General features: G+C 72.6%; 24 protein-coding genes, 2 pseudogenes and 1 riboswitch. Of the genes and pseudogenes, 9 read left to right on the forward strand and 17 right to left on the reverse strand.

What is annotated here, in order from left to right; all coding sequences use genetic code 11:
• A pseudogene (locus tag AB0D29_RS20765) lies at positions 1–106 on the forward strand (ABC transporter); the annotation flags it as partial.
• Positions 103–895, forward strand: a pseudogene (locus AB0D29_RS20770) (ABC transporter permease). The pseudogenes AB0D29_RS20765 and AB0D29_RS20770, both read left to right, overlap by 4 nt.
• Here the strand turns inward: AB0D29_RS20770 and AB0D29_RS20775 are convergent.
• A complete protein-coding gene (locus tag AB0D29_RS20775) occupies positions 876–1,217 on the reverse strand; it encodes a DUF1330 domain-containing protein (RefSeq protein WP_362855998.1) in 342 nt (113 codons plus the stop codon). The pseudogene AB0D29_RS20770 and the gene AB0D29_RS20775 sit on opposite strands and share 20 nt — an antisense overlap.
• A gap of 260 nt (positions 1,218–1,477) precedes the next feature.
• The gene (locus AB0D29_RS20780; RefSeq protein WP_362856000.1) at positions 1,478–2,200 is read right to left on the reverse strand and encodes an alpha/beta hydrolase; all 723 of its coding nucleotides are present in this window, start codon (positions 2,198–2,200) and stop codon (positions 1,478–1,480) included.
• A gap of 424 nt (positions 2,201–2,624) precedes the next feature.
• Between AB0D29_RS20780 and AB0D29_RS20785 the strand changes: the two genes are divergently transcribed.
• Positions 2,625–2,906 carry a hypothetical protein gene (locus AB0D29_RS20785; RefSeq protein ID WP_362856002.1) on the forward strand — a complete coding sequence of 94 codons (282 nt, stop codon included), beginning with the start codon at positions 2,625–2,627 and terminating at the stop codon, positions 2,904–2,906.
• Positions 2,903–3,496 (forward strand): hypothetical protein, encoded by a 594-nt coding sequence (locus AB0D29_RS20790; protein ID WP_362856004.1) that lies wholly within the window; start codon positions 2,903–2,905, stop codon positions 3,494–3,496. Before AB0D29_RS20785 ends, AB0D29_RS20790 begins: the two co-directional genes overlap by 4 nt.
• On the opposite strand, the gene AB0D29_RS20795 is transcribed toward AB0D29_RS20790, so the two are convergent.
• The 3 genes from AB0D29_RS20795 to AB0D29_RS20805 form a co-directional block, all read right to left on the reverse strand.
• Positions 3,493–4,287, reverse strand: coding sequence for a rhomboid-like protein (locus tag AB0D29_RS20795; RefSeq protein ID WP_362856006.1), 795 nt, complete (start codon positions 4,285–4,287; stop codon positions 3,493–3,495). The genes AB0D29_RS20790 and AB0D29_RS20795 overlap by 4 nt on opposite strands.
• A 63-nt stretch (positions 4,288–4,350) precedes the next feature.
• Positions 4,351–5,262 carry a hypothetical protein gene (locus tag AB0D29_RS20800; RefSeq protein WP_362856007.1) on the reverse strand — a complete coding sequence of 304 codons (912 nt, stop codon included), beginning with the start codon at positions 5,260–5,262 and terminating at the stop codon, positions 4,351–4,353.
• Positions 5,263–5,371: 109 nt separating this feature from the next.
• On the reverse strand, positions 5,372–5,656 hold the full coding sequence (locus tag AB0D29_RS20805) for a hypothetical protein (RefSeq protein WP_362856009.1): 285 nt from the start codon (positions 5,654–5,656) through the stop codon (positions 5,372–5,374).
• An 11-nt stretch (positions 5,657–5,667) separates the two neighbouring features.
• Between AB0D29_RS20805 and AB0D29_RS20810 the strand changes: the two genes are divergently transcribed.
• Positions 5,668–6,396, forward strand: a complete 729-nt coding sequence (locus AB0D29_RS20810) for a helix-turn-helix domain-containing protein (RefSeq protein WP_362856011.1) — start codon at positions 5,668–5,670, stop codon at positions 6,394–6,396.
• A gap of 6 nt (positions 6,397–6,402) precedes the next feature.
• Here AB0D29_RS20810 and AB0D29_RS20815 read toward each other — a convergent pair whose 3' ends face one another.
• The 6 genes from AB0D29_RS20815 to AB0D29_RS20840 all read right to left on the reverse strand — a co-directional run bounded on the left by AB0D29_RS20815 (position 6,403) and on the right by AB0D29_RS20840 (position 11,462).
• Positions 6,403–6,699 (reverse strand): hypothetical protein, encoded by a 297-nt coding sequence (locus tag AB0D29_RS20815; protein WP_362856013.1) that lies wholly within the window; start codon positions 6,697–6,699, stop codon positions 6,403–6,405.
• Between the two features lie 187 nt (positions 6,700–6,886).
• On the reverse strand, positions 6,887–7,711 hold the full coding sequence (locus AB0D29_RS20820) for a DUF4344 domain-containing metallopeptidase (protein WP_362856015.1): 825 nt from the start codon (positions 7,709–7,711) through the stop codon (positions 6,887–6,889).
• A 326-nt stretch (positions 7,712–8,037) separates the two neighbouring features.
• The gene (locus tag AB0D29_RS20825) at positions 8,038–8,622 is read right to left on the reverse strand and encodes a hypothetical protein (protein WP_362856017.1); all 585 of its coding nucleotides are present in this window, start codon (positions 8,620–8,622) and stop codon (positions 8,038–8,040) included.
• Between the two features lie 67 nt (positions 8,623–8,689).
• A complete protein-coding gene (locus AB0D29_RS20830) occupies positions 8,690–9,607 on the reverse strand; it encodes a virginiamycin B lyase (protein WP_362856019.1) in 918 nt (305 codons plus the stop codon).
• Positions 9,608–9,667: 60 nt separating this feature from the next.
• Positions 9,668–11,359, reverse strand: coding sequence for an ABC-F family ATP-binding cassette domain-containing protein (locus AB0D29_RS20835; RefSeq protein ID WP_362856021.1), 1,692 nt, complete (start codon positions 11,357–11,359; stop codon positions 9,668–9,670).
• Positions 11,334–11,462 (reverse strand): hypothetical protein, encoded by a 129-nt coding sequence (locus AB0D29_RS20840; protein WP_362856023.1) that lies wholly within the window; start codon positions 11,460–11,462, stop codon positions 11,334–11,336. Before AB0D29_RS20840 ends, AB0D29_RS20835 begins: the two co-directional genes overlap by 26 nt.
• A gap of 45 nt (positions 11,463–11,507) precedes the next feature.
• Between AB0D29_RS20840 and AB0D29_RS20845 the strand changes: the two genes are divergently transcribed.
• Together AB0D29_RS20845 and AB0D29_RS20850 are read left to right on the forward strand one after the other, a co-directional pair.
• A complete protein-coding gene (locus AB0D29_RS20845) occupies positions 11,508–12,152 on the forward strand; it encodes a TetR/AcrR family transcriptional regulator (protein ID WP_362856025.1) in 645 nt (214 codons plus the stop codon).
• Positions 12,153–12,291: 139 nt separating this feature from the next.
• Positions 12,292–13,050, forward strand: coding sequence for a MerR family transcriptional regulator (locus AB0D29_RS20850; protein ID WP_362856027.1), 759 nt, complete (start codon positions 12,292–12,294; stop codon positions 13,048–13,050).
• 77 nt (positions 13,051–13,127) lie between these two features.
• On the opposite strand, the gene AB0D29_RS20855 is transcribed toward AB0D29_RS20850, so the two are convergent.
• Complete coding sequence (locus AB0D29_RS20855) at positions 13,128–13,481, reverse strand: hypothetical protein (protein ID WP_362856029.1); 354 nt, start codon at positions 13,479–13,481, stop codon at positions 13,128–13,130.
• Between the two features lie 555 nt (positions 13,482–14,036).
• On the opposite strand from AB0D29_RS20855, the gene kdpB reads away from it, so the two are divergent.
• Positions 14,037–16,193 (forward strand): potassium-transporting ATPase subunit KdpB, encoded by a 2,157-nt coding sequence (gene kdpB, locus AB0D29_RS20860; RefSeq protein WP_362856031.1) that lies wholly within the window; start codon positions 14,037–14,039, stop codon positions 16,191–16,193.
• Positions 16,194–16,308: 115 nt separating this feature from the next.
• Here kdpB and AB0D29_RS20865 read toward each other — a convergent pair whose 3' ends face one another.
• Both AB0D29_RS20865 and AB0D29_RS20870 read right to left on the reverse strand, forming a co-directional pair.
• On the reverse strand, positions 16,309–17,193 hold the full coding sequence (locus tag AB0D29_RS20865) for an NAD(P)H-binding protein (RefSeq protein ID WP_362856033.1): 885 nt from the start codon (positions 17,191–17,193) through the stop codon (positions 16,309–16,311).
• Entirely contained in the window at positions 17,190–17,618 is a 429-nt protein-coding gene (locus tag AB0D29_RS20870) for a nuclear transport factor 2 family protein (RefSeq protein ID WP_362856035.1), read from the reverse strand. Before AB0D29_RS20870 ends, AB0D29_RS20865 begins: the two co-directional genes overlap by 4 nt.
• 93 nt (positions 17,619–17,711) lie before the next feature.
• Here AB0D29_RS20870 and AB0D29_RS20875 point away from each other — a divergent pair, with 93 nt between their 5' ends.
• Positions 17,712–18,323 (forward strand): TetR/AcrR family transcriptional regulator, encoded by a 612-nt coding sequence (locus AB0D29_RS20875; RefSeq protein WP_362856037.1) that lies wholly within the window; start codon positions 17,712–17,714, stop codon positions 18,321–18,323.
• Positions 18,324–18,396: 73 nt separating this feature from the next.
• On the opposite strand, the gene AB0D29_RS20880 is transcribed toward AB0D29_RS20875, so the two are convergent.
• The 3 genes from AB0D29_RS20880 to AB0D29_RS20890 form a co-directional block, all read right to left on the reverse strand.
• Positions 18,397–18,840, reverse strand: a complete 444-nt coding sequence (locus AB0D29_RS20880; RefSeq protein ID WP_362856039.1) for a hypothetical protein — start codon at positions 18,838–18,840, stop codon at positions 18,397–18,399.
• A complete protein-coding gene (locus AB0D29_RS20885) occupies positions 18,833–19,285 on the reverse strand; it encodes an Ohr family peroxiredoxin (RefSeq protein WP_362856041.1) in 453 nt (150 codons plus the stop codon). Before AB0D29_RS20885 ends, AB0D29_RS20880 begins: the two co-directional genes overlap by 8 nt.
• A 75-nt stretch (positions 19,286–19,360) precedes the next feature.
• Positions 19,361–19,422, reverse strand: a riboswitch (guanidine-III (ykkC-III) riboswitch).
• A gap of 72 nt (positions 19,423–19,494) precedes the next feature.
• Positions 19,495–20,499: an AraC family transcriptional regulator ligand-binding domain-containing protein gene (locus AB0D29_RS20890; RefSeq protein ID WP_362856043.1), complete on the reverse strand. Its 1,005-nt coding sequence runs from the start codon at positions 20,497–20,499 to the stop codon at positions 19,495–19,497.
• Positions 20,500–20,652 lie beyond the last annotated feature (153 nt).

Consider the following 20,652-nt stretch of genomic DNA (forward strand, 5'->3'; position numbering starts at 1 on the left):
AGCCGACGAACTCACCGTCCACACCCCCGACCTCGACGACGTCTTCTTCGCCCTCACCGGCACCGCACACACCATCCCCAACCAGCCCAAGGAGAACCTCCGATGAGCTCCCTCACCCTCGCCCTCCGCGACTCGACGACGATGCTGCGCCGCAACCTGCTCCACGCGTGGCGCTACCCCTCCGGGACCTTGAACCTGCTGCTGACGCCGATCATGATGTTGCTGCTCTTCGTCTACATCTTCGGCGACGTGATGAGTGCGGGCATCGGCGGCGGCGGAGCCGACCGCTCCGACTACGTCGCGTACATCGTCCCGGGCATCCTGCTGATGACCATCGGCAGTACCGTGATCGGGGCCGCGGTCTACGTGTCCATGGACATGACCGAGGGGCTCATCGACCGCTTCCGGACGATGGCGCTCTACCGCGGCTCCGTGATCGTCGGGCACGTCGTCGGGAGCGTGCTGCAGTCGATCGTCAGCGTGGTCCTGGTCGGCGCCGTCGGCGTGGCCATCGGTTTCCGCTCCACCGACGCCACGGCCCTGGAGTGGCTGGCGGCGCTAGGGCTGCTCGCGCTGTTCGCCCCTCGCGCTCACCTGGGTCGCGGTCGGCATGGGCATGGCCAGCCCGAACCCAGAGGCGGCCAGCAACATGGCCATGCCGCTGATCCTCCTCCCGCTGATCTCCAGCGCCTTCATCCCGGCCGACACCATGCCGGGCTGGTTCCAGCCGATCGCCGAGTACCAGCCCTTCACACCGGCCATCGAGACCCTGCGCGGCCTGCTCCTCGGCACCGAGATCGGCAACAACGGGTGGATCGCGATCGCCTGGTGCGTGGCCCTGATCGCGCTCGGCTACCGCTGGTCGATGGCGCGCTTCAACCGCGACCCGGAGTGAGTTTGCGAGCTCGTTCGGCCGGGTGGTAGTTCGGTCCGACGCCTTCGATCAGCAGTAGGTCGCCTTCGATGTGGTCGGTACGCAGGTGCAGGATGGCCCGGTAGGCCGGAGAGCCGTACCAGGCACGGGCTTCGGCCAGGCCGGGGAACTCGATCAGCACCATGCTGCCGGGCCACGTCCCCTCCACGACCTCGGCCGGCGGACCGTGGATGACGAAGCGGCCTGCGAAGGGGTCGAGGGTCGCCTGGATGCGCTCCAGGTACTCGATGACGTCGGAGTGATTCCGGCGGCTGCGGAGATGAGCGAAGCCGTAAGCGGGCACAACGGGGCTCCTTCGTTCCGGGGGTGGGCGATGACCGCGAACGTAGCCGAGGGCGGTCGGGCGGTGCGATTACTTCAGGGGTAATTGCCGTTCGGGGCTTCGGGGCTTCGGGGCTTCGGGGCTTCGGGCAGCGGGGGCCCCTGCCTGGTCGGCAGGGGCCCGCGCTGCAGAGGACCGAGGAGAGAGCCGGGACCTGCCGTCGACGAGCGGCACCCCGGCCTGCTCCGCCTGCCCTCCGCGGTCGGCCTGGCGGCCCCGCCCTACTTCAGGTGCCGGTCGAAGAACCTGGCCCCGTCCTCCACCTCGAACCACGGGGTGCCGGTGTGCCCGCCCAGGTTGGAGTGCAGCGTCTTCTCCTGCGTGCCGAAGGCGTCGAACAGGTCCAGGGCCCGCTGCCGGGGGTTCCCTTCGTCGTCCCACTGCAACAGGAACAGCAGCGGAACGGTGACCTGCCGGGCCTCCTCGCGCTGGGCGCGGGGCACGTAACCCCCGGCGAAGAAGCCGGCGGCCGCGATGCGCGGCTCGGCCACCGCCAGCCGGATGCCGACGGCGGTCCACCCCGAGTACCCGACCGGGCCGCCGATCTCGGGCAGTGCAAGGAGGGCGTCCAGGGTGGTCCGCCATTCCGGGACCGCCTTTTCGACCAGCGGGCCGATGAAGGACTCGAAGATCTCGTCGACCGGCTCGCCGGCCTGCATCGCCCGTCGGAGGTCGGCGCGGGCCTGCTCGTCGGCGGCGGAACGCGGCCGGTCACCGCACCCGGCGGCGTCGATGGTGGCCACCGCGTAGCCGTGCGCCGTGGTGTGCCGGGCCCGGGCCACCAGCCGGGCCGCACCCTTGGGCAGGCCGTTGTTGTGGGCCATCAGGATCAGCGGGGCCGGCGCGGCGGATTCGGGCGTCCACAGGGTGCCGGGGATCTCGCCGAGGGTGAACTCGCGTTCGACGACGCCGTCGTCGAGGCGCTGCTCAGAAGTGAAATGCATGGTCGTGCCTTTCGGGAGTGCGCAGAGTGGCGCTCCCGGACGACCTGCCTATCGTCCGACCGTGACCCCGGAGGGGAGCACCCATGTCGTTACTGTGTTCACGGGTACCACCTCCTCGTTCTCTCGCACGGCCTCCGGAAAAGTAGCAGAGGCCGCCGTGTTGCGCCCAACGGTTTTTCGCGGAGGCCCGCCAGTCCGGGGTGGACGCCACCTCGCCCCCGCCCGGGCGGCTGGTCGGCCTCCGGCCGCCGGTAGGTGCGCTGCGGAGGCCGCGAAGTACGGCGCGGCGGGGGCATCTGGGCAGCCGGACTGTTGAGCCGTCAGGCCGAGCCCGGCGCCCGAGCAGCTTCTTCTACGAGGGCGAACGCCGGCTCGGCGTCAAGGAATTCTTGACAAGTCGATCGCGTCAAGGTTTCCTTGACGCATGTCGATCTTGAATGTGAAGGCCCGGCGTCGGGACTGTTCTCCCGCCACCCCCAACATGGCCGCCGTGCTGCCGCTCGCGGTGAGCCTCCCGGCCGTGACGGTGATGTTCGGCGGGCGGCTCGGCACCTTCGCCACCATCGCCCTGGTCGTCGCGAGCCTCGTATGCATCGCCGGCACGGCCGCCCTGACCGCCCGGGCGGCCCGCGACTGCGCCGAGCAGGCGCGCCGCGACGAGGCAGTCCTCGACGCCCTCGAACCCCTTGCCGGACTGCGCCGATGAGCGACGAACCACTGCTCCACCCGGCGGAGACGGACCGGATCCGGGAGGGCATCGCCGCAGCCGTCCTCGGCGCCCCCGACGGGCTCGCCGACTCGCTCGAACACGACGCCCACGGGTACCTGCGCCTGGTCGACGCCTCGCGCGTCGGCGCCGAGGAGGCGAGCCGGCTGCTGCGCGAGGCTGTCCAGGGCGCCAGGGCCGCCGGCCACAGCTGGGACACGGTGGGCCGCGTCCTGGGAGTGAGCCGCCAGGCCGCCCAGCAGCGCTTCGCGGGCAAGAACGCGGGGGCGGGTCCGTCGGCGCCGCCCGCCGAGGGGGCGAACGCCCCGAAGCGCCGCACCCTGAGCGGGTTGACCGCGTTCGACGAGATGGCCGCTCTGGAAGAGGCCGGCCGTGACGGCTGGCACGTGGTCGGCTACGGCCCCTTCTTCCACGAGGTGGAGGCGTCCGACCACCCCTGGGAGCACTGCCGGGTCACGCTCCCCACCGGCGCGCGCCACCGACGACTGGAATCCGAAGGATGGATTCCGGTGGGCGCGGGCTGGTTCCCGTGGCGGTACTACAAACGGCCCGTCGACCCCGCCACCTAAGGTGTCTTGGCTCCGGCCGCTGTTCCGGCTGCCGCTGACGGCGATTGCGGAACGGAGCCTTGCTGCGGCCGGGAGTCGCCCGCGGGGGAGGGCGGCCCACCGGGGCGGACCCGTGGCCGCCTGAAAGCCGGGACGCCCAACAGCCCGAAGCCAAGGGCCGCCGCCATGAGATGGCCGATGGTGGTGAAGTCCGGCAGCGGCCCGCTCCAGTCGGCACCGCCGAGGGGCCACGCCAGTACGAAGGCGGCCCAGGGGAGGCGGCGCCAGCGGGGGAGGGCGAGTGTGCCGATCGCCAGTACGGTCTGGGCGCCGTAACTGACCCCGTAGTCCAAGGCCTGCCGCACGGCCGCCGGATACCAGCCGTGCCGCAGCGCGACGCTGATGACGACAGCGGTGAGCAAGGTGGCCGCGACGTGCCCGCCGAGGAACACAGCCACGGCACGCCGCTTTCCCCACCGGTGCTCCGCCCAGGCCAGGAAGCAGCAGACACCGAGGCCCAGGGTGATGAAGGTACCCACGAAGTCGGTTGAGGTGACATCCGTGAGCGTGCCGTCGAAGAACAGCGCACTGCCGAGCAGCGCGGACAACGGATGGTCTCGCAGGTTGTCCAGGTTGGTGCTGAGGTAGCCCAGCACGCCGGCCGCCCGATCGGCGGACGGCCCGCGGCTGACCCAGACGTGGCCGGCCAGGAGCAGGCAGACGTAGGCGAGGGTCAGCGGCGCACGGCGCGGGTATCCCCGCACGGCGCGGAGCGGTCTGCCCAGAGGACCCCACAGCGACTGAGAGTTCATACCGCGGCATTCTCCAGGTCGAGCCGCAGTCGGCGACCGGCGGGTGACGGCAGGCCGGGGACCTCAGTACAGCGGGCCGGAGGGAAATCCGTGATCCGGCGGGAACGGATCGGGCAGGACGGGAGCCGGCTGGGCGGCGGCCCCCTGCGCCCGCCCGACGGCCAGGCGCGCGGGCCACTCGGCCGCCCACATGATCGCGGCGGCCCCCGCCAGCTGCCAGAAGCCCTCGGCGTGAAGCCGGGGGTCCACGAACGCGAAGGCCGCGCAGATCAGCCACAACAGCAGGCAGTGGTAGGCGACGAGGACGATCGAGGCGATTCCCGGTACGGGCAGGGACAGCGTGATGCGCGGCAGCATGAAGAGGGACGCCACGGCACACAGGGCGAGTGCCTGCCGCCACCCCGGCGCGGAGTCGAGCCGTACGCCGTCCAGCACGAGCGAGGCGAGCGCGAGTCCGGCGGCGTTGAGCAGTACGGCGGCCAGCGAGCGGGCGGCCGCGCGGCTGGTGCGGCGGCGGAACAGGGCGAAGAAGGTAGCGACCGTGGTGGCAACGGCCGCCACCAGCAGCCCCGAGACGAAGACCGGCCACGGTCCGGTCAGGTGCGCCGACAGACCCGCGGCGCCGCAGATCCGTACGCCGGCCCAGAGGGCGAGCGGATACACGGTGAGCAGGACCAGCAGGTTGACCAGGGTCTGCAGCACGCCGAGGAACATCAGACGACGTACCGGGGCGAAGAACTCCCGGTCCGAGCTCCAGAGGTCGGGCTCCTCGGCGAGGAGCCCCTGGGCCCGTCGCAGGGACGGCCGTATCAGGAGAGCCGTCAGGCTCGACGCCGCCCATACGGCTGCGCTCACGCAGGCGGCCATCAGCCCGACCGCGAGCGCCTGCCGGCCCGCCGAACCGGTCAGCCGGAAGTCGACGACCAAGAGCGCGGCCACCGCCACGCCGGCGGTCACCGAAGCCAGTCGCAGCACGACGCCCGCGCCCCTTCCCGTACGTCCTTGCCCGCGCCCGGTATTGACCGTCATCAGCCCGTCCCCTCATGAGTCGCGACCCCGATGGAAGGCTGCCCCGCTTGAACCCTCACCAGCCATATCGGGTCCACACCGGTCCGGTGAATCCGGCGGGAGCGTCGATCTGTTCGGCGATCCAGGAGGCTGCGTGCGTGGTCCAGGCCGTCGCGTCGCCGGCCCCTCGGGCGAGCCCGAGGCCGTGGGGGCCGTGCGCGCAGACATGGACCGTGTGCGGGACGTCGTGCGCGGCCAGGTGACCGCCTGCGGACAACCCGATCAGACCGATGCGCTCGGCGCCCTGTTCGCGGCGGCGGCCCCGAGCTGTCCGTCGCGCACGGTCTGGATGCGCTGGCATCCGCCGACACCGTGATCGTCCCGGGCTACCTGGAGCCGGCGGACCCCGGGCTAGAGGTGACCGCCGCACTGGCGGGAGCGGCAGCCCGCGGCATCCGCGTGGCGTCCATCTGCACCGGCGCGTTCGCCCTCGCCGCCGCCGGTCTGCTCGACGGCCGCCGGGCCACCACGCACTGGCTGTACGCGCAGGCGCTGGCCAGGCGGTACCCGCGGGTGACGGTCGTGCCCGAGGACCTGTACATCGACGAGGGCCAAGTGCTCACTTCGGGCGGCGTGTCCTCCGGCCTGGACCTGTGCCTCCACCTCATCCGCCGCGACCACGGCCCCCGCCTGGCGAACCAGCAGGCCCGCCTGCTGGTGGCGGCGCCGCACCGCACCAGCGGCCAAGCCCCGTTCATCGACCTGCCGGTGCGACCCGCACCGTCCGACAGCCCCCCGCTGTACGACTGGGCGCTGCGCAACCTGCACCAGCCGCTCACCGTCGACCAGTTGGCCCGCCGGGCCGGCATGTCCCGCCGGACCCTGATCCGCCGCTTCCGCACCGACACGGGCCTGCCGCCCATGCGGTGGCTGCTCGACGCCCGGCTCGCCCGCGCACGCGAACTCCTCGAGGCCGGCGACCGCACGGTCGAAGCCGTCGCACGCCACTGCGGCCTGGGCACCCCGGCCAACTTCCGGACGCTGTTCAAGGCGCAAGTGGGCGTGCCGCCCAGCGTCTACCGCGAGACGTTCACCGGCTGACGGGCCTCAGCGTTGTGCTTGCTGGAGGAGGGCGATCTGCTGGGCGATCAGGGCGGGCGGGAAGGCGCGCACGTCGTGTCCGCCGACGGACAGTTTGGTGAACGTGGCGATGACGCTCCCCGTGCGGACCACCGTGTACTGGGTGACGTGCGGGCCCATTTCGCTCGGGGGAGCGGAGGAGGGCAAAGGGGAGGGGGAGGCGGGCTGGAGGGGCTCGGTCGCCTGCTTCAAAGGGGCCACCGTGCAGCCGGCGACCGTCAGCATCGCGACGGCTACGAGGGCCGGCAGTCCGTCGTGCAACACGTACGGGCACGGTCGGGCCTCCGGAACAGTGCGGATGATCAGGCGGAGGCTACCCGGCCGGGGGCCGCCACCAGGAGCTTCCGCCTGTCGAGAACCCGGACGGGCGGCCGCTGACCGGGCCCGGTCCGCTTACGGTCGATGCCGTGCCCGGTCGCCCCTCCCGCGCGGGTGCGCGTACCGTCCGGGCTCATTGCCCGGTGCGGAGCTCGTCGATCTTCTCCGCCAAAGCCTGCGTCTCCGCGATCAGCCGGGCGTGCGCCTTCCTCTGCGCCTCGTCACCCGTGGACTTGAACGGGCCGCTGAAGTGCGGTTGGAGCTGTGTCCACCAGCCATAGTCCAGCATCGCCCACGCCTGTGGGCACAGGGGGGCGCGGGTCTTCGGGAGGTAGCCGCCGTCGACCAGGGACTGCCGGTACTTCTTCGGGTCGCTGCCTTCCAAGTAGCACAGGAAGTTGAAGACCCGCTGCTGGGTGACGGGGTGGTCGCTCGCCAGGTTTTCCAGGGTCAGCCGACCCTCCTTGCGGGCGATCTCGTCGAAGAGGATCGCGGCGGCCAGCGAGGGGCCCGGACCGACCTCGTTGACGGTGTAGAAGGATGCGAAGCCGTCGGCCGCGTCCTCTTCGAGGCCGAGGTTGGCCAGGAGGAGCTGGCGTTGCAGGGCGTGGCCCATCTCGTGGCCGAAGACGAACTCGGTCGACAGCACGGTCAGGTCGTCGGTGTTGTACTCGGACGCGGGGAAGGGGGCGGGCCGTTCGACCGTCTTCACCACGTCGGCGAGGGCGTCCTCGACTTCGGTCAGGAACGACGGCGGGATGAAGATCGTCCTGCCGTCGGGCTGGGTGACGGCGTCGGTCACACCGGGCGGCACCGCGGGGGTGACCTTCACGACCAGGTCGTGCGGGAGGGTGAGCGATCTGTTCACCCAGCCGGCCAGCCGTTCCAGCACGCGGGACTTCCGGATCAGCGCCACGACCTGCCGCTCCTGCGGTCCGGCCGTCTGGTCCTCGTACACGACGGTCACCCTGCCGGAGCGCGTTGCTTGGGGGTGAGGTCCTGCTCCCGGCCCCTGCCCTGCGTCGCGAGCCCCTCCGCCGCACCCGGTCACGACGACGCCGGCGAAGACCAGCATGCCTGACAGGGCCCTGCGCACCCTGTTCGAGCGACCCGCGATGTTCGGCATCCTGGTCTGCTCCCGTCGTGGGTTCCCGCACCCATCCTCCGGCCGGCCGGAGCCGGGTGCCCGCCGAACAGTCCGTTCGGGGGACCGCCGGCTCTGGTGAGGCCGTTGGCGCAGCTGGTCGGTTTCGAGTCGGCTGCTGCGATCCTGAGCCGCCGCCGCTACTGAGGCAGGGGGCGAGTGGCACCGCGCTTGAGGGAGAGCCCCTGCAGCCGGGCGACACGGGTGTCGCTTCCCGGCGTCACGAAATCGACCGGGTTCTGCAGTTGGTAGTCGTCGCCCTGGGGCGGGAAGGCCCGCAGCGTGGCGGTCAGGACTGCCGGACTGGCGGAGTGCAGTGTGAGCGGGGGCTGATCTGCCTTGTCGAGGGTCATTGCCAGCGGGAGCACATCCGTTTCCCGGATGACCGGCGGGAAGGCCTGTTGCACGCGCAGCCTGCTTGCCGGCTGGGCATCGGCGCCGTCCAGATCGAACGTGACCCGTAGCGTGCCGTCCGCGGATGTGCCTTCGAGATGGAATCCGATCGTACGGAGTCGGACGCCGCGGGTCGGGTTCGGCTCCTCCGGGTCAGCCTCCACCCGCTGCCTCATTCGGCCTCGTAGATCGAACGTGAACACCCCGCTGTCGACTTGCAACGGAACATCGACCGCCGCCATGTCCGTCGAGACCTCGACCCCGACGGCGGGCAAGGCGGCCCCCTGGGCGACGGAGCCGGGGGCCGAGTCACCGGATCGGGTGAGCCCCATCACCAAGCTGCTCGGTGCCGGGGGGCCGGCGCGAGGAGCTCGCTCTGGCAGTCAACAGCCTCCGGAGTCAGGCGGCGCGGTGCACCTCCCACCGGGAGATGCCGCCGCTTTCCTCGGCGACGTACAGCGTGCCGTCCGGGCCGAAGGCCAGCCCGTGGGGTTCGCGGTCGGGGCTCGCGAGCGGGTGCTCGGTGACCTTCCCGTCCGGGGTGACGGAGCCGATCCGGCCGGTGCCCCACTCGGTGAACCAGCAGGTCCCGTCCGGGGCGACCGCGACGGCGTGGGGGCGGCAGTCGGCCTCGGGCAGCGCGAACTCGGCGATCTCCACGCCTGCCCTGCCGGTGGTGAGCCGCCCGATCCGCCCGGCGCCGATCTCGGCGAACCACAGGCTCCCGTCGGGGCCGACCGCGAGCCCGACCGGGGCGGCGCCGGGCGTGGGCAGGGGATGGAGCCGGACCCCGCCGGAGACGGTGATCCGGCCGATCGCGTTCGCCTGGTTGAGGGTGAACCACAGGGCGCCGTCGGGTCCCACCGTGAGGAAGGACGGGAATCCCCCCTCGCACGGCAGGGGGTATTCGCGGACCTTGCCGTCCGTGTCGATCCGGCCGATGCGGTCGGTGTTCGTCAGGGTGAACCACAGGGCGTCGTCGGGCCCGGCCGCGATCCCGTAGGGCCCGCCCGCGCCGCCGGGCAGCGCGTACGACCGGGTCTCGCCGTCCACCGTGATCCGGCCGATCCGGTGGTCACGGTAGCGGGTGAACCACAGGGCGCCGTCCGGCCCGGCGGTGACGAGGGTGGGGCCGCAGTCGGAGGAGTCCAGCGCGAACTCCTCGACGCGGCCGGTCGTCGGGGTGAGGCGGGCGATGCGCCCGGAGGTGACGAGGGTGCACCACAGGTGGCCGTCCGGCCCGACGGCGAGCGCGTACGGGCCGGAGCCGACGGTGGGGAGGTCGACGGTGCCGAGCGGGGTGACAGAGGTGGTCAAGCGAGCGTCCTTTGACAGGGAGCGGGAGGGGGGGAAGAGGGGTGTGCAGTCGGCCGGTGGTCACGGGCAGGCGCCGACCGGGGCGGGCGCCGGCGCGCGCAGGGCGAGCCGGTCGCCCGGCCAGCGGGCGCACAGCCGCCGGTCGTGGCTGACGACGACCACCGCGCCGGCGAACCGGGCCAGCGCATCCTCCAACTCCTCCGCCAGCGCGGGGGAGAGGTGGTTCGTGGGCTCGTCCAGCAGCAGGACGTCGGCCGGTACGGTGACCAGGCGGGCCAGGGCCAGCCGCTGCCGCTGCCCTACGGACAGGGAGGCGACCGGGGCGGACAGCCGGTCGGGGGTGAACAGGCCCAGCGCCAGGAGCCGTTCGGCGTGCTCCTCAGGAGTCCCGGGGTGGCCCTCGGCATAGGCGGCGAGCAGGGTCCCGCGGCCCGCGCCGTAGTCGGTCTGCTGGGCCAGCAGCCCGATCCGGCCGTACCGGACCACCTGCCCCAGGTCGGCGGTCAGGGCGCCGGCCAGGACGTGGAGCAGGGTGCTCTTGCCCGCCCCGTTCGGGCCCGTGACCAGCAGTCGGCCGCCGGCCGGCACGGTCACGTCCAGCGGCGCCAGCCGCCCCTCGACCGCGACTCCCGTTGCGGCCAGCAGCACCTGTCGCGCGTCTCCGGACCCGGCCGGCCCGGCGGCAGCCCCAGGTTCGGCGCGAGTCCCGGGCTCGGCGGTTGCGGTGCGCGGTACGGCGGTGAACCGCAGCGGGTCCGCGGGTGCGGGCACCGGCCGGGCCAGCAGCCGGGCGAGGCGTTCCTCGGCGTTGCGGACTCGGCTTGCGAGCGACTGCTGGACCCGGCCGGCGGCGCGGTCGTACGCCATCTTGTTGCCGTCCTTCGCGGCCCGGCCGGGCGCCACCCGGCGTGCCGTGACGGCGGCGGCCTCGCGCAGCCGTGCCGCCTCGGCCCGCCAGGCGGCGTGGGCCTCGGTGCGGCGCCGCCGCTCGGCGGCGCGCTCCGCGAGGTAGCCGGCGTAGCCGTTGCCGTAGCGCACGGTCCTGTGCAGGTCGCCGTCGACCTCCAGGAGGGAGGTGGTGACGCGTTCCAGGAAGACCCGGTCGTGGGAGACCGCGACCGTGATGCCGCGGCGGGCGCGCAGGTGGTCCTCCAGCCAGGTCAGGGCGGTGCCGTCGAGGTGGTTCGTGGGCTCGTCGAGCAGCAGCACCTCGGGGGCGGCGGCGAGCAGTACGGCGAGGCGCAGGCGTACGACCTCGCCGCCGGACAGGCCGCCGACGGTGCGCTCGCGGGGCAGCCCCGGCAGGCCGAGGCCGTGCAGGGAACGCTCCACGCGGGCGTCCGCGTCGTACCCCCCGCGCAGTTCGAAGGCGGTGAGGGTGTCGGCGTACGCGGTGAGGGTCTCGGCGGTGGCGTCGCCGTCGGCCATACGGGCCTCCAGCCGGCGCAGGAGCCGCTCCAGGCCGTGCAGCTCGGCGAGGGCGCGGTCGACCACCTGCTGGACGGTCAGGTGCGGGGGGAGGTCTTCCTCTTGTGAGAAGTAGCCGACGCCGCCTTCGGCGCGCAGGACCACCTCGCCGCGGTCGGGGCGCTCGACCCCGGCCAGCAGCCGGAGCAGGGTGGACTTGCCGGAGCCGTTCTCGCCGACGATGCCGAGGCGTTCGCCGACGCGGACGGAGCAGTCGACGGAGTCGAGGACCGGGCGGCCTTCGTAGGACTTGGTGAGGTCAGAGGCAGTCAGCTGTGCGGTCACAGGGCGGCTCCAGGGGTTCGGGGGCGGTGGCCGTCGTCACGACGGCGGTGTCGTGGGCGGTGACGCGGGTGGTGATGCGGGTGGTGATGCGGCGGATGACCACGGGAACTCTCCTTTAAGGCGACAGATGTTGCGTTAAAATGCTGGCATGGATTCCCCTACGCAGGCAAGCGAAGATTCCGGCCAGCAGGAACCGGCCACGAAGCGGCGCCGGACGGGCGGCCGGAGCGCCCGCGTCCGCGCCCAGGTACTGGAGTCGGTCGGCACGCTGCTCCTGGAGGCCGGGTACGACGGGCTGACGGTCGACGCGGTCGCGGAACGCGCCGGCGTCCACCGCACGACCGTCTACCGGCGCTGGCGCGACGTCGGGAGCCTGCTGGCCGACGTACTCGACGCCGCATCCGACGACACGTGGAGCCCGCCGGACGCCGGGTCGCTGGAGGACGACCTGACCGCCCTCAACCAGGAGGTGTACGAGGCGCTCGCCGGCGGAGGGCCGAACCTGACCACGGCCTTGATCGCCGCCGGGTTCCGGTCGGCGGAGGCGGCGACGGCGCTGTCGCGCTTCTGGGAGGACCGCTACGCACGGTGCGCGGTGGTCGTCACCCGGGCGGCCGACCGGGGCGAACTGCCCGGCCCCGCCGACAGCCGGGCGCTGCTCGTTGCGGCGACCGCCCCGCTCTACCACGAGCTGCTGCTGCTCCGGGCCGTCCCCGACCCGGCGCTGCCGCGCCGCGCCGCCGCCGCAGCGACCGCGGCGGCCCGCGCCGGCGCCTTCGCCGCGCCGCGCTGAGTTGGTGGGAAACCGGGTCCGGCCAGTTCGTTCCGTACTGGGCTTCGCGAGGGCTTGTGGTTGCCGTTGCGGCAGCTTCTACGGTCGTGACCAGAGCCGGAGAGACCGGCCCGGTGAGGTGATCGTGAGGGAGACGGTGATGGACTGGCCGATCGCGGAGGTGGCCCGGATGTCGGGCGTGACCGCTCGGACCCTGCGCCACTACGACGAGACGGGCCTGCTGCCGCCGGCCCGGACCGGCGCCAACGGCCACCGCTACTACGAGCAGTCCCAGCTCCTGCGGTTGCAGCAGATCCTCGTGCTGCGGGCCTTGGGCGTCGGCCTGCCGGAGATCGCTCGGATCCTGTCCGAGCAGGTCGACGAGGTCGAAGCCCTGCAAGGGCACCACCGGCGCCTGCTCGCGGAACGGGACCGGCTCGATGCCCTGGCCGTCACCGTCTCGCGCACGATCACCGAACTGGAGCAGTCCAGGAAGGACGGCACCCCCATGACCATCAACCGCCCCGAGAACCTCTTCGAAGGCGTCACGCCCGCCCACTACGAGGACAATATGGCCGACTTCCCCGAGCTCGCCGAAGCGCTCGCACAGCGGGCCGCGGGGATGAGCCAGGCCGACGCCGACACCGCGCACCGTGCGCGCACCGCGCAGATGATCCGCCTGGCCGAACTCATGGCCGCGGGCCACCCGGCCGACGCCGAGCCGGTACAGGCCGAGATCGACGCCCAGTACCAGGCGCTGACCGAGCTGCGTACGGTGACCGCTGAGCAGTACCGGGCCATCGGACGTGCCTGCGTGGACAACGACGCCTGGCGCACCGCGTACGAGACGATCGCCCCGGGGCTGGCCGCCTTCCAGCGCGCCGCCATCGAGGCCTACGCCGTCGATCGTCTCGCCTGAACGGTGGGCAGGGCCGCCACGGGGACGGGGCGGCCCTGCCCACTGATTCTGCCGTCAGGCGCTTCGAGTTCGGCGGGTCACTGTCCGTCGGTGATGAAGTAGTCGTCCTCGAGGTACTCCAGGGTGTAGCTGCCGAGGTCGCTCTCGGTGAAAGTGGCGGAGGACCTGACCGCTTCGAGGGGCATCTCGATCTTTTCCAGGGTGCGCACGGAGACGCGCTGCGGATCGACCGTCGCGGTCTGCAGGGCCTTCTTCTGCTCGGGGGAGATCATCTGGAACACGAGGGCGTACGTCGACGTGCACGGACCGAATCCCTGGTCCTGCGCCTTCTTCGCGCCCGGCCCGGCCACTTCGCAGACCGTGTTGATGTCCTCACGGCCCAGGGCGTGGAGGTACTGCTCGTACCGTTGGATCGCGCGCTCCTTCGTCATGGGCGCGGGCTGCTTGCCGGTAGGGGCGGCCGACGGCCCTTGCGTCGACGTCGGTGTCGATGTCGACGCGGACGGCTGCGAAGGCTTCGCGTCCGCGTCCTCCTTCGCCTTCTCCGGACCGCACGCGCACGCCACCAGCACCACGCAGGCCGATACCGCCGCGCTCACCATCGTCCGCGTCCTCATCAGATCCCTTCCACCAGCCGACTACGCCATCAAGAGTTCACGCAGGATCCGGGGGAAAGGTTCCCGGGCCGGCCCGGGAGCGTGCGGGGCGGTTCGCGTTGACGGGCCCTTGGCGGCGGCTTGACGCGGCTCGTACGCCGCCGTCAAGAAGGTGGCAATTCCCCGGACCGGATGGCGGTTGCGTCCGGAACGGGCAGTAGTTTCCTGCCTGTTGCGCCGCCGGGGAAGGTCGAATGTCCATATGACGGCCGAGGGGGTCGATGGAGACGGTCCCCGGCGGCGACACAACTCACCCGCACCGCTTCACCCGCACCTGCCCCTTGACCGAGGGGGGTGCCCAGCCGAACCCACCAGCCAGAAGGTCGCTCCATGTCTCCCGCCACCGCGCACCACGTCCCTCCGGGTCTCGGGACCCCTCCGCGGGCTCCGGCCGACCGACCGTCCCGGAAGCGTTCACGGTCCGGTCAGGTGAACGTGCTGGAGCCTGAACTCCTCGCGGCATCGGCCCGGGAGGCCGTGGGCAAGCTCCACCCGCGTGAGCTGGTGAAGAAGCCGGTGCTGTTCGTCGTCGCGGTCGGATCCGTGCTCACCACGCTGTCGGCGCTCATCCACCCGTCCGTCTTCACCTGGGTGATCAGCGTCTGGCTCTGGCTGACGGTCCTGTTCGCCAACCTCGCCGAGGCGGTCGCCGAGGGCCGCGGCCGCGCCCAGGCGGCATCCCTGCGCAAGGCACGGACCGACACGGTGGCGGTTCGCCTCGAACACTGGACGTACGGGGCGAACCTGCGCCACGCCGAGACCGAAGTGGTGACCCCCGCCGAGCTGCGGCCCTTCGACTTCGTCCTCGTCGAGGCGGGGGAGCTGATCCCCGCCGACGGGGACGTGGTCGACGGAGCGGCCATGGTGGACGAGTCCGCCGTCACCGGTGAATCGGCGCCCGTGCTGCGGGAGTCGGGAGGAGACCGGTCCGGGGTCACGGGCGGTACGACCGTGCTGTCCGACTCGATCGTCGTACGGGTCACCTCGCGCCCCGGCAACAGCTTCATCGACAGGATGATCGCCCTGGTCGAAGGCGCGGCCCGGCAGAAGACCCCGAACGAGATCGCACTGAACATCCTGCTGGCCGCGCTCACGGTGATCTTCATCCTGATCGTGGTCGGCCTCCAGCCGATGGCCGCGTACGCGGGGGCCGCGCAGTCGACGACCGTGCTGGTCGCCCTCCTCGTCACCCTCATCCCCACGACCATCGGGGCCTTGCTCTCCGCGATCGGCATCGCCGGCATGGACCGCCTCGTCCAGCGCAACGTCATCGCGATGAGCGGCCGCGCCGTCGAGGCGGCCGGGGACGTGAACACCCTGCTCCTCGACAAGACCGGCACCATCACCAACGGCAACCGGGAAGCCGCGGCCTTCGTCCCGCTCCCCGGAATCGACCACGTCAAGCTCGCGGACGCCGCCCAGCTGTCCTCGCTCGCCGACGAGACCCCCGAGGGTCGGTCCGTCGTGGACCTGGCGCTGCGGTACGGGCTTCAGCCCGTCGCCCGGGAGGACTTGAGCAACCCCCTGTTCACCGGGTTCAGCGCCCGTACGCGCATGAGCGGCATCAACCTGAGCTGGGACAACGGCGCCGGCTGCGCCATCCGCAAGGGCGCGGTGAAGCAGGTCTGCGACTGGGTGGAGGCCCGGGGCGGGACCGTACCGGCCGAGGCCGTCGCCTGGTCGGCCTCCGTGTCCGAGGCCGGCGGCACCCCGCTGCTGGTGGCGGTCCACGACTGGGACGGGCCGCGGGTCCTCGGCATCATCCACCTCAAGGACGTCGTGAAGGAGGGCATCCGGGAGCGGTTCGCCGAGCTGCGCCGGATGGGCATCCGTACGGTCATGGTGACCGGTGACAACGAGCTGACCGCCCGGGCCATCGCAGCCGAGGCGGGCGTCGACGAGTACCTGGCCGAGGCCACCCCCGAGGACAAGCTCGCGCTCATCAAGCGGGAGCAGGCCGGCGGCAGGCTGGTCGCGATGACGGGCGACGGCACGAACGACGCCCCGGCCCTCGCGCAGGCCGATGTCGGCGTCGCGATGAACACGGGCACCTCGGCCGCCAAGGAGGCCGGGAACATGGTGGACCTGGACTCCAACCCCACCAAGCTCATCGAGATCGTGGAGGTCGGCAAGCAGCTCCTCATCACGCGAGGCGCCCTGACCACCTTCTCGATCACGAACGACGTCGCGAAGTACTTCGCGATCATCCCCGCCATGTTCACCGCGGCCTACCCGGGGCTCGGCGCGCTCAACATCATGGGGCTGAGCAGCCCGACCTCCGCGATCACCTCGGCGATCATCTTCAACGCCCTGATCATCATCGCGTTGATCCCGCTCGCGCTGCGCGGAGTCCGCTACCAACCGGCCTCCGCGCACGACCTGCTGCGCCGCAACCTCGCCGTGTACGGCCTCGGCGGCCTGATCCTGCCCTTCGCCGGCATCAAACTCATCGACCTGGTGGTGTCCACCATCCCCGGCCTCGGGTGAGGACCGCGGTCATCGGGCGGGACGGACCGCCGGTGCGGGCGCCGGTCCGCTCGTCACTCCCGACGCCCGCCGGACGGTGCCTTCAGCAGCCGCCGAGACCCTGGCCGATCCGGCGCTACATCCCCGCCCTCGTCCAGGGCACCGTCAACGACTCGTCCCCAGCCCGCAGTTCCCGTTCGGCGACCACCCGGAACGGGTTCGGCGGGCGGCCGGTGAGGCGCTCGACGGTGTCGGTGGTGCGGTCCTCGGCCCCCTCGGCGATGGCGCGGTCCATCGCGGCCAGCATCGCGGCGAACTCCGGCGGTATCACCGCGGCCAGACGGTCGCGCATGTCCTCGTAGGCCAGGCGGTGGTGGGCCACCGGGCGGCCGGTGACCCGGGTGACGATCGCGGCGATGTCGTCGTGGCTGAGTGCCTGCGGGCCGGTCAGGACCAGGTCGGCGTTGGGTGCCCGGTCGTCCGTCAGGGCGCGCACGGCAACGGCGGCGATGTCGTCGGCGTCGACGAAGCCGACCCGGCCGGTCCCGGCCGCCGTTCGGATGAGCCCTTCGGCGCGGATGCTGTCGGCGTGCGCGTGCGTGCCGGTGAAGTTCTGCATGAACCAGGAAGGCCGCAGGACCGCCCACTGCTCGAACAGGCCGGGCAGGGCCTGGTGCACCGCCCCCACCGCAGGACCGCCCTCGGGGATGGCCGAGGAGCTGAGGAGGACGGCGCGGCGCACGCCGGCGGCGCGGGCCTCGCGGAGGAAGGGCAGCATGACCGCGGCCGGGTCCGGGTCGCCGATGGGCGGGACGAGGTAGGCGCGGTCGACCCCGTCGAGGGCGTCGCCGAAGGTGGTGGCGTCGTACCAGTCGAAGCGGACCGGGTCCGCTCCCGGCAGCGGGGTGGCCCGCCGGCCGGCGGCCCGGACGCGGTGGCCTGCGGCGATCAGCTGCGCGGCGGTCCGGCCGCCGGTGGTGCCGGTGGCACCGGTGACCAGGGTGGTTCCGGTGGAATTCATCGGGCGTCGCTCCCCGTGAAGTCCATCCCGGGCGCCTGGACGGCGAGGGGGTTCCAGTAGTCGCGGTAGGAGGTGAACCGTCCGTCCCGGACGGTCACGACGGCGATGTACGTCATGTCGAAGGGGCTGTCCGCCGCGACGAGGCGGCCCACACCGCGCATCTCGACCACGATGGTCCCGGCCCCGGTGCTCTCGTGGATCCGTACGTCGGGGAAGTCGTGCAGGTCGATGTGGTCGGGGTAGTCGCGCATGTAGGCGGCGATGGCTTCCCGGCCGTCCAGCCGTTCGGGCCAACCCGGGGGAGCGAAGGGGAACTCCATCACGCCCTCGTCGGCCCACAGGCCGACCCAGCCGGGAACGTCCTTGGCCAGGAGCAGGCGCAGGCTGTGGCGGTACAGATCCGCCGGTGCGGTGGTGGTGGGCATGGGGGTACTCCGTCCCGTACGATACGGACCAGTGGTCCGCTTCTTCGGTGAACGATACGGACCGATGGTCCGCTTTGCAATCGGAGGATCCCGATGACCGAACAGCGCAGTCCGCGCAAGGACGCCGCCCGTAACCGGGCCGCCGTCTTCGCCGCCGCCGACGAGCTCTTCGCCCATTGCCGGAGCCCCGAGGACGTGACGATGGCCGATATCGCGGCAGCGGCCGGCGTCGGCAAGGGAACGCTCTTCCGCGCCTTCGGTGACCGCACCGGTCTGATCGGCGCGCTGTACGAGGCGCGGCTCGAACCGGTCAGGAGCGCCGTCGAGGACGGTCCGCCACCGCTGGGACCCACCACCCCGCCGCTCCGGCGCGTGCCCGCCCTGCTGGACGCCGTCCTGTGCTTCAAGCTCGACAACCGCCACCTCGCGCTGGCCCTGGAGGGAACCGGCGCCGACAGTCCCTACCGGACGGCGCACTACGAGCGGTGGCACGCCCTGCTCCGGGACCTGCTGGAGCAGATCCCGGGCCCGGCCGACACCGACTACACCGCCCACGCCCTGCTCGCCGCGACCCGGGCCGACCTCGTCGCCTACCTGGCCGGGGACAAGGGGGTGCCGCGCGAGGAACTGCGCGAGCAACTGGCGCAGTTCACCGCCGGGATCCTCGACACCCGCACGCGCCGGGGTCCGTCCGACGCGCCGTGACGCCGACGCGCCGTGACGCCGACGCGCCGTGGCGCCGACGCGCCGGCGGCCGGGCGCGGGGTCCATCGCGCCGTCACAGCCGCCAGTACGCCCCCGTACGGGAGTCGACGTGCACCACGTGCCGGCCCACGCGCACCACGTGGTGGTCCGGACCGGACCAGGAGCCGGTGACACCGTCGGCGCCGGGCAGCGGGGTCCAGACCTCCAGGAAGGTGCTGCCGTCCGGGTTGGTGCCCCACTCGACGAGGTCCGCGCCCTCCCGCCGGAAGGTGCCGGTGTCCTCGCCCGGCTCGCCCGTGAGGTGGTGGAAGTGCACCTGGGAGCCGTCGAAGGAGGTCGTACCGGCGAAGCCCCGGCTGTCGGCGTAGTACGGCCCGGCCTGCAGCCACACCACTTCGCTGTCCTCGATCAGGGGTCCGCCGTCGCGGCTGATGCCGCGCCGCAGCCAGGCGCCGTACTCGGGCACGGGGACGCCGGGTCCGCCCGGGACGGGCCCCGCCGGCTCGGGCTCAGGCACGGTCGTCGGCGGCGGGGTCGTCCACGGCCAGCAGCGTCAGCGGTACGTTGCCGCGTACGGCCTGCGCGTAGGGGCAGACCGCGTCCGCCCGGTGCAGCAGGGTCTGGAGGTCCGCCGCCCGCCACCCCGGCAGGCTGACGGTGAGGGCCACCGCGAGGCCGTAGCCCGCGGGCGTGTCCGTGGTGCCGAGCTGTACTTCGCAGGCCACGCGCGCGGCGGTGGCGTCCGCCCCGAACTCGGCGGCGACCTCCGCGAGCGCGGAGGTGAAGCAGGCGGCGAAACCGGCCGCGAAAAGCTGTTCCGGGTTGGTGGTCCCGGCGACCTTCTTGCGCGGCGGGGCGAGGCGGACGTCCAGGCGCCCGTCGTCCGTGCGGACGGACCCGGTACGGCCCCCCGCGGCATGCGCGGTCGTCCGGTACAGGCTGCTGGTGAGTGGCACGGTCATGGCGTTCGGCCCATCCTGCTCGACGAGGACGCTGCCCGGGTGCGGACAGCGTGAGGCGCTGCTCGTGCAGCATCTCGCGCGTCGTCGTGCGTGACCGGGTACGGCGCATCTCGTCCGGGGCCTTGGATCCGGCCGCCGGACAATCTAGCAACGGAGGCGGTCGGTCGGCGCGCCGCCCGCGGTGAAGTACCTCACCCGCCGCCGGCCCGTCACGATCCGGGGGCCGCGGGCCGGTGCCGGACGCGGTACGCGCCGGGAGGCATGCCCTCCCACCGGGTGAAGGCACGGACCAGGGCCGTCGCGCCGCTCAGGCCGACGAGGGGGGCGATCCGGTCCAGCGGCAGGGGCGTGGTCTCCAGCAGCCGTCTGGCCCGGCCGTGTCGGGCGGTGTCGAGGAGCGCGCGCCACGACGTGCCCTCCGCGTGCAGGGCCCGGCGCAGGGTCCGGACGCTGAGGTTGAGCTCCTTGGCGGGGCCCTCGGGGCCCGCGTCCCCGAGCGCGGCGCGTTCCAGCCACTGCCGCACGCGCTCGGCCACGGTCGGGGCCGCGGACAGCTGGTGCAGAAGCCGGTCCGCGTAGGCCCGGTGCAGGGAGTTGAGCGCCGGATCGTAGAGGGGGCGCCGCCGGTCGAGGTCCTCGTCGGCGACCGTGATCGCGTTCTCCGGGGAGTCGAAGGTGACGGGGCAGCCGAGGACACGGGTGTAGGGCTCGGCCGAGCCCGCACGGGGGTGGGCGAACGAGACGGCCAGGGGCGCCCAGTCGTCGCCGGCGATCCAGCGGGCCGCCCGCACCATGATGCTGACGACCGCCTCCACCTGCTGGGGGTGCATGGTGGCCGGGGCGACGGTCGGCCGGTAGCGGATCCGGCCGACGCCGCTGTCACGGTGCAGGGTCACCGTGCCCGCCTGGCTCACCAGCGGGTGGTAGCGCTCGGCCGCCCGCGCGGCGTCCGCGAGGCTGGCGCAGGTGAGGACGAGGTGGCCCAGGATGTGCAGGCCTTCGGGCCGCATGCGGTCGCCCACGAGGAGCCCGGTGTGCGGGCCGGCGTCGCCGGCGTCGAGCACCGTGTCCCACAGCGCGCGCATCTCGCCGTACTCCAGCCGGTCCGTGGGCAGGGCCCAGGAGCCGGACGACCCGCTCTCGCCCTCGGCGGTCGAGTTCAGGACGGCGAGGGCGTAACACGCGGTGACGGAGGGCGGCTCGGTGGCGGACACGGCCGCCAGTCAATGCGGGCGCACCACCCCCGTCAACACCGTCTGCGGGACGACCCCGGGCGGACGGGTCCGCAGAACGGTTCGGAGAGCGCGTTCGGGGAGCGGGCCGGGGGAGCGGGTTCGGGGAGCGGGCCCGGGGAGCCGGGGGAGCGG

Origin of the sequence: Streptomyces sp. NPDC048424 (assembly GCF_040651555.1) — a bacterium.
Classification (GTDB): domain Bacteria; phylum Actinomycetota; class Actinomycetes; order Streptomycetales; family Streptomycetaceae; genus Streptomyces.